Origin of the sequence: Paenibacillus vandeheii, from assembly GCF_030433635.1 — a bacterium.
Classification (GTDB): domain Bacteria; phylum Bacillota; class Bacilli; order Paenibacillales; family Paenibacillaceae; genus Paenibacillus; species Paenibacillus vandeheii.
Map to the genome: position 1 here is coordinate 217,542 of NZ_JAROCD010000011.1, position 14,658 is coordinate 232,199.

The 14,658-nt window shown below is 40.3% G+C and carries 13 protein-coding genes; all 13 read right to left on the reverse strand.

Annotated elements, in window-relative coordinates; translation table 11 throughout:
- Positions 1-177 precede the first annotated feature (177 nt).
- The 13 genes from P5G61_RS22290 to P5G61_RS22345 all read right to left on the reverse strand — a co-directional run bounded on the left by P5G61_RS22290 (position 178) and on the right by P5G61_RS22345 (position 14,634).
- Entirely contained in the window at positions 178-492 is a 315-nt protein-coding gene (locus tag P5G61_RS22290; protein ID WP_024633682.1) for a hypothetical protein, read from the reverse strand.
- Positions 493-1,089: 597 nt separating this feature from the next.
- A complete protein-coding gene (locus P5G61_RS22295; RefSeq protein WP_024633681.1) occupies positions 1,090-1,869 on the reverse strand; it encodes a stalk domain-containing protein in 780 nt (259 codons plus the stop codon).
- Between the two features lie 51 nt (positions 1,870-1,920).
- On the reverse strand, positions 1,921-3,792 hold the full coding sequence (locus P5G61_RS22300; protein WP_024633680.1) for a hypothetical protein: 1,872 nt from the start codon (positions 3,790-3,792) through the stop codon (positions 1,921-1,923).
- Positions 3,793-3,883: 91 nt separating this feature from the next.
- Positions 3,884-4,294 (reverse strand): hypothetical protein, encoded by a 411-nt coding sequence (locus tag P5G61_RS22305; RefSeq protein WP_024633679.1) that lies wholly within the window; start codon positions 4,292-4,294, stop codon positions 3,884-3,886.
- 67 nt (positions 4,295-4,361) lie between these two features.
- Positions 4,362-6,152 carry a peptidoglycan DD-metalloendopeptidase family protein gene (locus P5G61_RS22310; RefSeq protein WP_024633678.1) on the reverse strand — a complete coding sequence of 597 codons (1,791 nt, stop codon included), beginning with the start codon at positions 6,150-6,152 and terminating at the stop codon, positions 4,362-4,364.
- Positions 6,153-6,228: 76 nt separating this feature from the next.
- Positions 6,229-8,520, reverse strand: coding sequence for a mediator complex subunit 15 domain-containing protein (locus P5G61_RS22315; RefSeq protein WP_024633677.1), 2,292 nt, complete (start codon positions 8,518-8,520; stop codon positions 6,229-6,231).
- Between the two features lie 8 nt (positions 8,521-8,528).
- On the reverse strand, positions 8,529-10,439 hold the full coding sequence (locus tag P5G61_RS22320; protein ID WP_024633676.1) for a VirB4 family type IV secretion system protein: 1,911 nt from the start codon (positions 10,437-10,439) through the stop codon (positions 8,529-8,531).
- A complete protein-coding gene (locus P5G61_RS22325; RefSeq protein WP_024633675.1) occupies positions 10,432-11,229 on the reverse strand; it encodes a hypothetical protein in 798 nt (265 codons plus the stop codon). Before P5G61_RS22325 ends, P5G61_RS22320 begins: the two co-directional genes overlap by 8 nt.
- A 546-nt stretch (positions 11,230-11,775) precedes the next feature.
- Positions 11,776-12,138, reverse strand: a complete 363-nt coding sequence (locus P5G61_RS22330; RefSeq protein WP_024633673.1) for a hypothetical protein — start codon at positions 12,136-12,138, stop codon at positions 11,776-11,778.
- Between the two features lie 190 nt (positions 12,139-12,328).
- A complete protein-coding gene (locus P5G61_RS31960) occupies positions 12,329-12,826 on the reverse strand; it encodes a metal-dependent hydrolase (protein ID WP_363325759.1) in 498 nt (165 codons plus the stop codon).
- Between the two features lie 33 nt (positions 12,827-12,859).
- Complete coding sequence (locus P5G61_RS22335; protein WP_024633671.1) at positions 12,860-13,318, reverse strand: thioredoxin domain-containing protein; 459 nt, start codon at positions 13,316-13,318, stop codon at positions 12,860-12,862.
- A gap of 177 nt (positions 13,319-13,495) precedes the next feature.
- Positions 13,496-14,209: a transcription termination/antitermination protein NusG gene (gene nusG, locus P5G61_RS22340; RefSeq protein WP_024633670.1), complete on the reverse strand. Its 714-nt coding sequence runs from the start codon at positions 14,207-14,209 to the stop codon at positions 13,496-13,498.
- A gap of 20 nt (positions 14,210-14,229) precedes the next feature.
- Positions 14,230-14,634 (reverse strand): hypothetical protein, encoded by a 405-nt coding sequence (locus P5G61_RS22345; RefSeq protein ID WP_024633669.1) that lies wholly within the window; start codon positions 14,632-14,634, stop codon positions 14,230-14,232.
- Between the last annotated feature and the right edge of the window lie 24 nt (positions 14,635-14,658).

Genomic DNA, 14,658 nt, shown 5'->3' on the forward strand with positions numbered 1-14,658 from the left:
AATTTTATTTATTTCTCCATAACTGGAATGCATCATTATTATTCCAAACGTTGCTAATCTGAGAAAAAGTATCATTAATATTTCGTTGAACCTCGGACCATACTTTTTGAGCATTTGCAATTGCTTCAAATATATCATTATTGGTTTTTTTGTATGCAGCTCCAGCAATTGCTTCCTTTATCGAGTCGGATATACTATTGTTTCGCGAATTGCATCAAACCCTTTAAATGTTTCTCTTATGGCATCGTGCCCTTTGAGCGATTCTCTTATGGCGTCAAATTCTCTATTCGCTTCAAATGCTACATTTAATCCGTCGTCCTCTCTACTAATTTCTGTTAACCCTGTACTTTCTCTTATTACTCCGAAATTATTACCGCTCAAGAGAGGTTGAATTAAAGATTTGATATCTTCTTGTAATCTAAATATTTGAATTATATATTGGGAGAAGGCACCTTCAGTACAACGAAAATTTATATCATAATTTTTTTCCATATCGACTCATCAATCCCTTCATATTAGCCAAGTTAAATTGTAGCCTTATTTTCTTTTTCAGAAACTAAAAATTTTTATTAATTGTCTTGTTTATTTTCATACAAGTTTCTGTCTGCTCCAACGCAATTGTGTAAGGTGCTCTTAGATTGAAAATTCTCATTAATCCAAGTATCAATTCTAAATACAAATTCGACAACTCAACATTATAATCAGTGAGATCCAGTTGTCTACTTTCATCATTAACTGAAGAAGCATCTCGAATGATCCACATAGTAACCCAACATTCAAATTATGTAAATATGGCTCCCAGATCTTCTCACCTGCTTTTGAACGTCTCGGATTTATTGCTTCAGCTTTACGAGTCCAAACCCACCATGCACTAGCTCAATGAACGTAAATTGACTCTGATACTTTTTCTTTGTTCGCTTGCTTTACGGTCCATAAGGAATTCCAAGCCATCTAATCTTCTTTCTTTAAGAAAAGTAATTCGATATTCTTTATGTAGCACATCTCTCTATTGTGTCACACAATTGTGTTTCACAAATAGAGAGATGTGAATATTATCATGACTCTGAAAAATCAAAAGTCTACTAACCTCTACTGGAAAATGGGATCACCAAGAATCAATTGAGTATCCGTCAAATCGCTTGTTAAAACGATTCGAATTTTCTTCTTACCCCTTAGGTCTAATGTGAATTTCTTTGCTCCGTCAGTAGGTCGGATACTTGTTGTATAAAAGGCAATTTCTTTCTTGCCGTCAATGTCTAAGAACCTTACTTCAACTGGTTCATTGACGTTCGTACTTGTGTTAGTCTTCGTAGTAGCGGGTGCTTCTTTTTTTACAGCCATATATAGAGACAGGTTGTCGTATTCCTCGGTGGCGAAATCAATTGTCGTCCTTGCTGATTTACCTTTTAATATCCCTCCTTGTGAGAATGAGACAGTTCCCACCTGTAGATCACTTGCGATAGTAGTTAAGAGTAGTTTGCTATCGAGAATCCCAGGGAATTCTACCAAAGTCACCGGTTTACTAACCTCATTAACAGGAGTCGTCGTTTGATTTGGATCAATACCAGTATCTGGCTCAACAAGTGTGACCGCTTTGGATCCCTTGTCCCATTCGATCCCCCAACCTAGCGTTTCAGAAATGGACCGGATAGGAAGATAAACACTCCCTTCAATGATAACCGGATCAATCTTTTTCCCCTCCGCATTTCTTAACGTTAGCTGCTGACCATCTTTAAAGATTTTCAAATTACTTTCAATAAGTGCTTGAATTGCGTTGCTTGATTGAGCCAATGAAGTTCCAGTTACCAATAGAGAGACTAAACTCATAAATATAATTGTTTTCCCAAAACGCTTTGATGCTTTTTTCATCTGAATCCTCCTCGATATCATTGATTTACAAGCCTGTATTTTCGCAAAAAGTTAGACAATGGAACGTAAACCCAAATGTTCAGCTACATGATCTTGAAGCTGTCTCTTCCAATCTTTGTTGGAAATACTAGAACCAAGTTTTCCAATCACAGGTACACCTAAAGCATCCTCCCAAGGGATCTTCCCCTCTCCTTCTCCCTGGATAATAAGACCGATTTTCTTCCACTCATCTCCCATTCTTTTTAGATGAGACATTTGAATGTCAGCCATACCCAGATGATCATCAGAGTTTTGAACAACCCAAATTGATTTTGTGCACCATTCATGTGAAGCCATAAGCAGTAAAGGTGAACTCTGACTCTGAAGATCTGCTAGAATTGTTTTCCCCACAAAGGCTCTCTCAGCTCGTACCAACCACTCTCTCAGCAAAGTATCATTGAAAGGTTTTTTACTTGAGTAAATCCATGGGGCACAAAGATATTTATTCTTACATAGAGCCAATTCTTCGAGACCATCAGGAGTATCCGCAATGGTATGAGAAGGATGTAGCCCTAATTTCCCTGCAATCTGTCCATAGCTATACGATATTTCGGCTACACCAAGTGCTTTGTCTTCTGCACCTTCTGATAAAGATAAAATCATGGACGTTGCTCCCGCCCCTCCCTTTGGAGAGTAAAAGATAATTCGATGTGGCATTGGATAGGAAAAAGGTGAATATCCCTTTGCATGAGTGGTACTCTCGTGAACATCACCATCCTGCTTGCTTGTATCTTTTGACCTTCTAAATATTTGAAAAATGGGATTCTTTAATATGGTCCCTTTCGTTCCCTTTGGAGTCTCATCAACTTCCAGTGGTTTTTGTTCCTCACTAGGCCTAGATGGCTCCTCAACTCCTTCAGCCGGTGAAGCATGGGTTACTGTCGGTGTTTTCACTTCAACGTCCATATGTGGTATTTCGGCAGGTTTTATAGCCACCTCAATCTTTGGTGGATTGACCGAAGGACGAGAAGACAGAAACGAAGGCTCTGAAGGGTGATCTGTATTCTCCGGGTCTGTAACCTCAACTTTTTCCTCCACCTTCGTAACCACTTCATTCTGGGATATATTTACTTGATTCCCCACTGGGTCCATTGCTTGAGGAGAATCTTGATATTCTGTTACGTCTTGTAGAGTGTTGGGAACTTTTACGAGACGTTCAATATCTGCAGATGACACATTATTTCTGGCTAAAAAGTGATAGTAACCTTTTGACACTAAGCGCTGGTATAGTTTGTTGTTTTTCCGCTCAAATAACATCATCGCAAGACGAGTATTTTCTGAAGATTGAAAATTGCTTACTACCTGAAGAATTTTCAAATCTCTCAAGGTGGGTTCGTCCTTAGGCATCACACCTTCTTCAAGGAAGATAACATCAGGGTTATTTAACTTCTCCAAATCCATCACATCATTGAACTTATTGCTTTTCGCTACAACCTGGATACCTCCAAAAGATTCAATTAGCTCAATTAAACTGGTATTCTTTGCAACAATGGCGACCTTTGCTCCTGTTTTATCTGTTGGGATATTTTGCAGACTATCCTCACTCTTACTTTCGTCATCATTTCCAGCATCTTGGGAGTGATATGTTTGGCGACTGGTACTTTCAATCTCCAAACCAAGAGATTGAATCCAATCCTTAGCCGCATTTCTAAAATCACGCGTACCTGAATACACCAGACTGGGCAACGGGAGTGAACTAACCTGGATAAAGAAAGGAAGACTTTCTTCAATCACTAAACCATCAATTTTTTGTTTCTGAACATAATCGAGAGCCGAATTCCAAGAAGTAAGGGCTGAGGAAATTTTTATACTTGGGTTTAACCCATTAATGGCTACGGAAATGCGCTCGTAGCTGGTTGGCTTACAAATAACAGCAACATGCATGATTATTCCTCCTGTTCGTCAAAGACGTCTTACCTGTAGATAAAAAAAGAGCGACGGAACTTCCGTCGCTCTTCAAGTCAAAAAGTATGTCTTAAAAATAGTTGCGAATGGTCGTGGCTACGTAATCCATGTAATCTACTGCTTTCCGGAGATCACCTAATACAAACATAATCCCAAAGCCAATGACAAGCGCCAATCCACCTAATGCTAAAAGCTTTTTTGAAAAGATCCCACACACCATAAGGATGATTCCGACAATCAAACAGAAGAAAAACAATGGATAAGCCATCTTTCCTCCTACTGTTTCTGCATCCTTGGTTAAGGCATCCATGCCTTTTGAGAATCTTCCTTTATCCACGGTAGATAGATCAAGGCTAGTATTACTATTGGTACTTGGAATGTCCAATCCTGAATTGCTATTGCTGCTTGATGCAAAAGAAGGTACAGAAAAAACAAGCATAAGCACCATCATTAGTGAAAACATGAAACCTTTTTTTCTCATATTCTTACCTCTTTCATCCTAATTTGAACTGGGAAATGTTCAGCATCCCCCCTTTCACAAATAATCATTAGAACGTCATATACGTTTTTGGATCTATTTTCATACCATTCTCAATAATTTCAAAATGAAGGTGGTTCCCGGTTGATTTACCAGTAGAGCCTACCCCTGCGATTTGCTCACCTGCGGTTACCTGTTGGCCATTTTTGACTAACGTGCTGCTGTCTAATAAGTGGCCATATAGCGTCTGGAAACCTCCCCCATGATCTATAATAATTGTGTTTCCGTATCCGCTCTTTGTCCCTACAAAGGTAACAACACCGTCTAATGGTGCTTTTACAGGGGTGCCCGCGGGTGCAGCCAGATCAATACCTGAGTGCATCGTTTTCACATTTGTAATCGGATGAATCCTATAACCAAATAGACTGGACACACGGTATTTATCTTTATCTACTGGATGGATTGCTGATGCCCAAAGTGGTGCAGGCTTCTCATAGAGTTCAATAAGAGCTAATACTTTGTCTACGTACCAGTCCGCATGGTTATATAGCCTAATAGCAGCTGCGGGGTTCTTGTTATAACCATTCTTGGATAGATAATTTGCCGCTGAAAATATTGCATCTTCAATGTCCCACGGATCCGCCTTACCATCGCCATTAGCATCAACGCCGTAGCCTCCTCCAGCTTTGATAACATTCAGATCCGTAATATCTAGCGAATCAGATACCAATCCGCCACCAATCTCGTATTTCCAACCTACCCACGTAGCAGGCATAAACTGCATATGCCCGACAGCGCCTACACTAGATACCATAGTAGGGTCTGTTGAAAATGTCGTTTCTACATTGTGTATGGCCGCGAGCGCATACCATGGAATTCCGTACTTCTTTGCAGCAGCTTTATAAATTGGAATGAATTCTGGAGGAATTTGTCCATTAACATAGCTTCCTCCTTGTCCATTCCCATCCCCACTACCAGGGAATCCAACATATAAAGGGTCGTATACCTTCGCGAGCTCAACGACAAATTCAGCATCGTCTTCAATCAATCCATGGTCTATTAAAAAGGTAACTAGCCGATCTGGCACACGAGGCGTAGAAACAATAGAACTCTGGACTTCAGCTGTCACCTTCGTATAGTTATCACTATCTCCTGTTTGAACCGTTTCGGTACGGTAATCTACGTTTACCGTTTGATCGTACTGGTCAACTGTGGTAATGAGTTTAGTTTTGTATTTCTGTGTATCCACATTTACGACTCTTTCTTGAGTTTCGTTACCCTCATCGTCCGTCACTGTACGATATGTTGTAGTTTTTGTCTCCACAATTACCACCGTGTCTTTCCACGTAAAACGAGGCCCTATCGCTTTGTACGTTCGCTCTGGATCTGGTTTTCTGGTACTTCCATCACCAACAATTGGGTCACCTATAACACGGTCAGCAGCGGCTATTAACGCCCAGGATATTTGGTATGTTGTAGCTTGTTCAAATGGACTTTCTTGATAAGGAACTCCCTTCTTGGATCCAAAGCTGTACTCATCACTTTCGCCTAATCCGTTCTCAGATAATTGAATATACTTTTCCTGTAATTCTTTGTCTTTTTGTAAGTTCCACTCCGGATCATGTTCGTCGGTAGTAAAGATAGCCATCTGTCCAGATTCCTTTTTGAAATCATCAGGAGCACCAAAGAATAGAGAGTAAATACTCAAAAAAGCAATTAGTACGGCAGCCACAATTAAGATGTACGGTAATAGTTTAATGATTAGTTTTTTAGCGATTTTTTTCCCGAGTTTCGCCAGTTTCCGAGCCATGTACTTTTTAGCAGCACTTTTTCCTGCTTGGAAAAGCCCTTCTAAACTCAATCTTGATCACCTTCCTCAATCTATGAAAAAATGCCTTTCCTGTCGTTGGACAGAAAAGACATTTTCAAAGAATTCTCTATTCATTTTTCCGTATGGAAGGAGGTATATCAATAATTACCTGTTTCGGCTTACTGTTTTCTCTTGGGTCAGAAAATCCATATGACTGATCCATAGCTGGTGGTGGAATTGGTCCAGGATCTCCATTATGTCCAGGAGCGGATAATGGCGGTTGTGCTTGAGTTAATGATACTCCTTGAATTGGACTCTCGGGTTTAGAACCAGATTGATTATGATTAGGACGACCCTGATGGAACTGTCGTTCTAGATAGTTCATATTATTCCGGTTTCTTTGATTCTGCGTTGCTTGTTGGCCAATAGGACTTCTCATGTTCGGTGGAACTATAGTCGAAGGATTATTCATTGGACCAGACGGCCTTTGTGGTGGTCTAGCCTGTACTGTTTGCCCTTGTTTACCTGCAACACTCCCTGCCTGCTTTGAGAGACTCTGAGAAGGGATAGAAACCGAAGAATGACCTGGATAGCCTGGTTTTGAAGAAACCATAACTCCTCCTTGTTCAGCCAGGGGTGTATGAACTGGACCCGGTAGTTCTGCCGGTCTACTGTTACCTCCTCCCGGTTGTACACCTGGACCAGCGGGAAGTGCCATGATAGGACCACTACCCATTGGCAATGCTAACGGGGCAGAGGCCAACTGAGTTTCAGTTATAGGCTTTTCTGATCGGTATGATTGAAATGCTCTACCAGCCTCTCGCGCTCCTTTTGCTAGGGATCCAACGCCTTGTTCGATTTTCCCAACTGCTTGAGCTCCTAATGCAGCTCCAACAAACCCACCAGATAGGTTACCCGACAATGCACTACCCGCGATAAATCCTGCACTGGCCCCAGCTACCCTAGCTGTTTGTTTCGCCACTTTACCTGCAGCTTTAGTACTGGCAATAGCAGCCGATTGCATTAACCCCATCGTTCCACCTTTAGAATCTACATAACTTTTAATTGGTGATGAAGCTTGTGTAGTAGTTGAGGTGCCACTACTTGAAGGTCCCCCCCTCATTCCGGAAGATACCTTGTTCGCAGCTCCACCTGGAGCGTTCTTAGCAAGGGCCCCTTTTGTAGGTGCAACAGGCGCCAAGTTTGAACTGCCCATCATAGAACCAAAGCTTGGAGCACTTACTGGACTAATACCATATGAACCTGCCGTTGCCATTGCTGGTGAAGCACCTCCTGAACCCGAAGGAAGAATCCCCTTGGTATCAGAGCTTGTTGTATTGGATTTTCCCCCTCCATTCCCTTTTAAGCCTCTGACGATACCTTGAACGGCCATGACTGTTCCCATACCAAAACCACCACTTACGGTACCCCCACCATGCGCCCCGATAGGGAGTCGGATCAAACTTGTAATCGTAGGCATACCCACTAAGAATACAAGTAGAATAAAGAAGTTAGGAGTTTTGGCGAGTAAGGAGATAAAGATGGCATAACCAATTGCATGACCCGCCTGAGTAAATATCTGTGCTGCAAATTCCCTAAACCAGTCATCAAGCACTTTTTGAGCCCCTGGTGTCGTACAACGGAATAAAACCCAAGGAAAAATAACCATTAAGAAGATTAAGGTTACCAATCGCAAAGCATATTGATAGTTAAGCATACCTACACAGAAAACTATCAGAATCACCAGGGCCGCTTGGCCGAGGCTTTTAGTTTCAGAAGTGAGGATTTCAAGGATGTTGACCTGCATAACATCCCAGCCCGTTGCCATTTTCATTCCATCTATAGCCCAAAGAACGACCATGTAGTTTATATCAAAAAGAAGCTTATACATGTATCCAGCCATGTTCAATCCAACAAAATAAATCACAAGTCCTTGTGCCATGTTAGTGATACTGATTTGACCTTGTTGAGTGCCACCTTTAAACATAATCATAAAAGCCCAAACAAATAGACTGAAGACTGCTAACCAAGCACTTACTGTTAAAAATGAATTGAAAAAATCAACAATGACACTAAAAATAGACGATTCGAAAGTGTTAAAAACAAGGTTTTCAGTTCCTTGGAGAAAAATAAGCTCGTTAAAATCCTTGAGTCCAAGTGTCTTCCGGATAAAATCAGCAAAGTTAACTACCAAAGAAGCTAACTGCCTCTCCAAGTACCCAGGATCTCCATCATCATCCAAGCGATCGCCAAATACACCGTTCCTTATTTGGTCGGTGGGGCTGTTTGCAGCCTCATTCGATGTTTCTGTTTGAGTTTCAGCTGATGCTATACCACTAACCGTTGGAAGTATAAAGCCCAAAATGAGCAATGCCAAACAAAGTCTCAGGATGAGACCCTTGAATTTTATATTTGCCATCTCTCACATCACGCTCCAATACCTTGTTCATAATCATTAGGATTGGTGGTATACAACCAGTATTCATTTGCCGTTGGTTGGATGGAGACAATCGTTGATTCTTCATTAACTCTCAATATACCTACGCCAGCACTTGCAGTAAGTAAGAAGCGAGCTTCACCTTCTGCCAAGTTGAATTTCCCTTGTACTGCATCGATGTCAATACTCTCTTGGCGAAGTAATAATTTTGTCGGAGCATTTTTTAGAATTCCCATTCCCTCTGGAACCCTTAGAAAGACTTCAAATCCTTGGGTTACCGCACACATGGAAACATTCAATTTTCTTCCCCGCCGGTATGCATTCTCCAACCATTTTGCCTGTTCTGGATCTTCCATCTGTAGCTGAGCCTCATCGGATATAATTCTTTTTTTGCGGAAACGATCCTTCTTCCCAAACCTCTCCCATGTCCACTTATTCGCAATAAATGAACCAATAGGTTTCATCCATTCTTCGTCCAAGTCGGCTGTGGAGATTCCAAAAACACGGCCCTCCCCAATCTTAAACGTTGACTGGCCATCAAAGATAGCTTTGGAGTCGTCCCCGCCCTCTCGTGTGAACAACTTGATGAGTGGAGTAACACCCGATAGTCTCTCATCTTGCAGCATAAGCTGGTAGTGATCATAGAGAGTTGGCATTTCCTTAATAACATATTCATTGTTTACTAGCTCATACAAACTCTCAGGACTACTATTGATGTTAAATTGTTTATACAGCTTAATCGTTGTATCATGTACGGCCACTTTGACTGCCCCTGTAAGAGCACTCTCATCAACGGTACGGATCATTTTGAATATTACTGCTTGAACACCTTGATATGCTTCCTCAATATCGACGAAAACTCGTCCCCGCTCGTCTTCCTCTTCTCGAACATCATAATAATTTAATCGTTGGTAATCAGCATGTTTAGGAGACAATTCCGCATAAGGTCCGTTCATCGCCAAAACAAGATTTTTATATTCCCTCTCAGGATCAATAATTCCTGTGCTGATACCAAGGGCTGCGGACCTTCTCGTTAAGACTTTAATAGCAAATGATTTTCCTGAACCAGCTCGTCCGAACACAACCATATTGCTGTTATTAAGTCGTCGATCCCATCCATCATAAAAAACAGGTCTGCGAAAATGGTCAAAACCCAAAAGCACACCCTTACGGTGAGATAGTCCTCCATACCCGAACAAGAAAAAATCGGCTACGTTACTACTCTCCATTTCTTTAATATGAGGCTTTGCGATGACTTTTGGCCCGATGCCCACAGTATGTCTCCATGCTTCAAGCTGTCTAGTATCAGCAGCATTGAAGCGTATCCCCATACCACTAAGACGTTTAATAATCGTTCGACTAAGACGCCTTAGCTTGTCAGGAGTGTTTGAAGAAACATTGAGTGCTACAGATGTGTTAAACAACTTTTCAGCATTGACCCTGAGTCGACCTAATTGCTCTTCTAAATCAGATAGTTCTTGCATCATTGCGCCGACTTTTCCAGGGTTATGCTCTTGCGTTAACTCTGCCCGTAAAACCGCTATCCGATTGGATATTACATTGATTTCATGACTTATTTCTGCAGGCTCAATGGACACGGTTATGTCTACTGCCCCATCACCTTCACTTAACATGATCGGGTCGAACATTCCGACGAAAGTGGTTCGCCCTGTAAATTTCAGAAACCATGTGCGGAGGTATGATGCCCCTCCCGTATTATCGCCGAACTCAACCCAGTAGTCGGTTGCATTGTTTTCACCTGGCATACGTTCAATAATTGAGGGTGGGGCAATAATATCGGCTTCTTGTTCGGTTAAACCTTGAAGCTTGAATTCTTCCTCTGAACTCTCTGTTTCGTCAATTTCTTTTTTCCGATTAAACAATTTTGGGATTTTAAGCATGAGCATCCTCCTGTGTATATATAGATTTGCCAAAGGAATGAGGAACCTGCCCGTCTTCATTTACCATACCAATAAATTCTTCTAAACTAACCAAGCCGGCGATCTCCCGATTTTGTGTACGATATAAGTATTGCAACACTTTTTGCCGATCCATTTCCGTAGTCACGATGCCAACATCAGAAAATTTAGATTGCATAATCCTCATACTGTTAGTAAGCTCCTGTTTTACCGTATCTATATCGTGCTCTATGCCTTTCCTGGAAGCATTTTTTCTAAGAAGATCGTTAATGATAGGATTGGATGTTTCAGTAGTCAGGTCTAGCAAGTATCTTGAATCTGTTTCGAGAAAAACAAAATATTTGCGGTCTTGAATTTTATTTGCTTCGACAATTCCAAAGAAGGTTTCTTGCATTTCATCCACATATTCCAAATCCATTGGATCATTTGTTTCATAAGCTTGTGATTTCAAATCCTGGAAATAACTTTCCAAGTCATAAGGATGACTTTCAGACTTGAAACGAAGTGGATGTGGGATGGTATTAATCGTTTCGCGGAATGCTAACCAGATTGCTTCTTGCTCTTTCGGAGACTTTAAAGCAAACGATATTGGTTGAACTTCAAGCATGTACATATACCGGTCGTCCGGGGTAGTGATTAAGCCATCAGTCGTTATTTCTTGAACTTGAAACCAGTCTTTAGCTGATTCCTTCTTCTCCTTTTTCTTTGTCTTTCCACCGAATTGTAAAAAAATGAGCACACCAACAATAGCTACAACTAAAATAATATCCATGTATCTTTTTTCACCTCACAGAAAAGTAACTCACACCATATAAAAGAAAAATGCCCTAATATATTAGGGCATCTTTATAGAAATTATTTTGCTTTTTTTGTAGCATTTTTCTGTGCTTTTTTCGTTTTTCTTCCTTGGAAATGTATAAACAATGCGGCCCCTACTAATACCAAGCCCAAAACGATATCCATAGTTATTCACCTCACAAAAATAGTTTTTTTTATTCTATAGAAATGTTCTTTTGCGGTAACGACACGAGACATACCCCATCAGAAAACGATGAAGATCTTGCCCAGTGGAAGGATGCTTTATATGAGCAAAAGCCAAGCAAATGACGAATGGTATTAAATGCGGAATATAACCCACTGTACCAATCCCAGGTATTTTAGGAATGTAGTTAATCACTTGTAATGATAAATAACCACCCAATATCCACCAACCCACTTGAAAAAATGACAGTCCGTATATTACTTTGGTTTTTTCGTTACTCTTATAAGTCAATAGATGCTGCCTGCCGTACATTACGAGTCACTCCTTTATTGCATGTTAGGTTAAGTTGCCGCCAAAGATACCGTAGAAGAGACCCACAATTTTATCAGCCATGATAACAACGGCAAGTGCAATGAGAGTATACTTGAATTTATCCTTAGCACCCTGAATTTTATTAGAATCCCCACCGGCTGTAAGGAACATAAATGCACCCCACATTAAGAAAATAGCAGCAATCCAGCCAAAGACCTCTCTTACCGCGCCTGCTCCACGATCGGCAGAATCTTTTGTCCATGTTTTAAAGCTATCAACATTGGTCGGATCTAACTTTGTTGCGGATGTAACTGTAGCGAAAGTTAAGCATAATACCGCCACAAGGCCCAACATGATCCAAAATTTCTTCGATTTCAATGCTTTCATTTCCATTCCTCCATTTTTCTAAAGCTGTAAAACCATAATATTTATATTTATCTGATGAGAATCTTTATATATTCGTTCGCCTCCCCTCGTCATATACAAAAAAACCTCCTTCAATGGAACTCAGAAGGAGGTTTGTATTGATTGCTGGCTATGAAAAGAAACGTATATCATCCGAAAGCCATTCCTAAAGTTAAAATAATTTATTCTTCAATAGGTTGTTAATGACGTCACCAAAAATAAGGTTGTTAATGATCAAATACACTAGTGCTAAACGAAACAACATATCGATTACCCGATAGAGCCAAAACGGTACCTTGATTCCTATCTTCTTTCTGTATAGTGGCCATAACAAACTCACTCTCCCAGTGACCATATCACCAAGAATATGTGAAAGGATACCCCCAAATACAACATAACTTAGAGTGAAAATTGGCGTGGCATCAGTGAAAATCGATATTATCAATGCACTTATAACAAATAGACAAGAAAATAGAATCGAAAAGAATAAAGAATGTGTAACAGTCCTGTGCTTCATCGTCCAGTTTAAAGGGATTGAAATAAGAAATACACGTCTACCTATGAAGCTCTTAGGTTCGTCGATATCAGATATTAGAGCGGATCCTATACCGCCCAATACACCGAGCCATGTGGGGGAAATTAAATAACCTACTACTCCCCCCATAAGCATATGAGTCTTAGCGTACAAAAAGGTACCTCCACTCTATATTTTTTCAGGATGTATTGGTAATAAGCTAATAGGTAGATCGCCTAGTGCTCTCCACGATTCAATGCCTCGAGTGATCCGAATTAATGTAGGTGTCTCATTGATATTCAGATTCTTGAGTATAGTTTTGGCATCTGGATCAAGAACATCCACACCATATACGTTTAGTGCATCTTCACTAGACCTGTACTTTTCCAATGTTGGTTTATATGAGTTACATACATGACATTCATCCGAGTAAAAATAAACAAGATAGTCACTGTCTTGCTGCTTATCATAGACATCCGCTTTAACCACACTAATTCGTCCCTTAGATTGCTCATGAGCCTCATCAGGTGCAATGTTTTGAATCAGATCCTCATCTGGTCTGAATAACATGCCGGCACAAAAAACAATTACAATCCCTAATACCACCATAGGTAAATACAATTTCAGAAAACTTTTTTTTCTTGGCACACAATTACCTCCTAATGCTTAGCTGTGCTTCACTACTATAAACTTTTGATTATTTGATTAAAGATAGAAATAGGCTGCATTAAAATGCACTCATAAGAAAGAATTAACGAAATTATCTTCCGTGACATATACAGAACAGGAAGATACTGAGCACAAAAAAACAGGCCTTATCTGCATTTATTCGTTTAACACTTTGTTGCTAGTCCTTTTCATTGACTTCATATAATTCACAAGCGAATTCCACACATATCGCGGGCTTTTTTCATTCCGCAACTCTGTCAGCCCAGTGTCCCATTCCCTTACTTCCCGGTATAGAGAGATAGGAATTCTCATCAATGTGCGTTTGCCTTTACGCACGATATCAAAGGCTAGGCTAAACAAACTTAACTTTTCTACGTTGTTATCCGCATCAATATCAGAATTATAAATTGTTTGATAATCTTCTGTTACATTTGTTTCTTCTTCAATAGATTGTTGACAAGATTCAACAGTGTTTGGATTGTGTAATGAATCTAGTGATTGATGACTTACAGTAGGTTCTTCAGCCTTAAAAGGAACTTCAACTTCGACTTCACCCTTACATTGGTTATGTAAGTGTTCAATCTCTTCAGATGAGATTGGGGACCAATCCAACACTTTATAAACACCCGGAACTTCCTTAAAAAAGTGCCACAACTCTGCCGACAGATCCTCAAGCTTTACAAAAATGTATCCTGAAAGGACGGAATCCACATTTAGCTTACGACCTTTAGTTGTTAAATTTACAACTTTTTTAACTCCAGCAAATATCCCATGAATCAATCCATTCACCTTTTTTACCACCGCGTACTGATTTAACCGATGAGCGATCTCTAACTCAAAGCCTGTTTTAACTTGTAATGCATACCACATAGTCTTTTCCTCCCCAAGGTTTAATTCTTACTCGGATTACTATCTCGAATATGCTTCGTAAGCTTTCGCAGAGCAGTTTTGAATAATCGCTCGATTTCAGCCGGTTGCAAGCTTGGATATAACTCTTCAATCTCCTGGTAACCTTTACGATCCTCAATTACTAGTTTTACAATACACTGTTCCAATGTTGGAAGTTGGCTAAGTTGCTCATCATCGATCTTTTCTCCTACAGGGAACCCAATAGAGTTAATCGCATAATTACAATAAGAGATGATTCGGCTCATACCTCGATGACTCAAAAGTTCATAGGTTTCTTCCGGACTTAGAAAATCATCGAAGGTAATATTTTGCTTAACCCGCTTGTTTTTAAGGACTTTACTTCGATGTCCCTGGTAACTGGCTAAAAGCTCAATAGACGAATGCATTCTCAACCCACCTCTTTTTTTTAC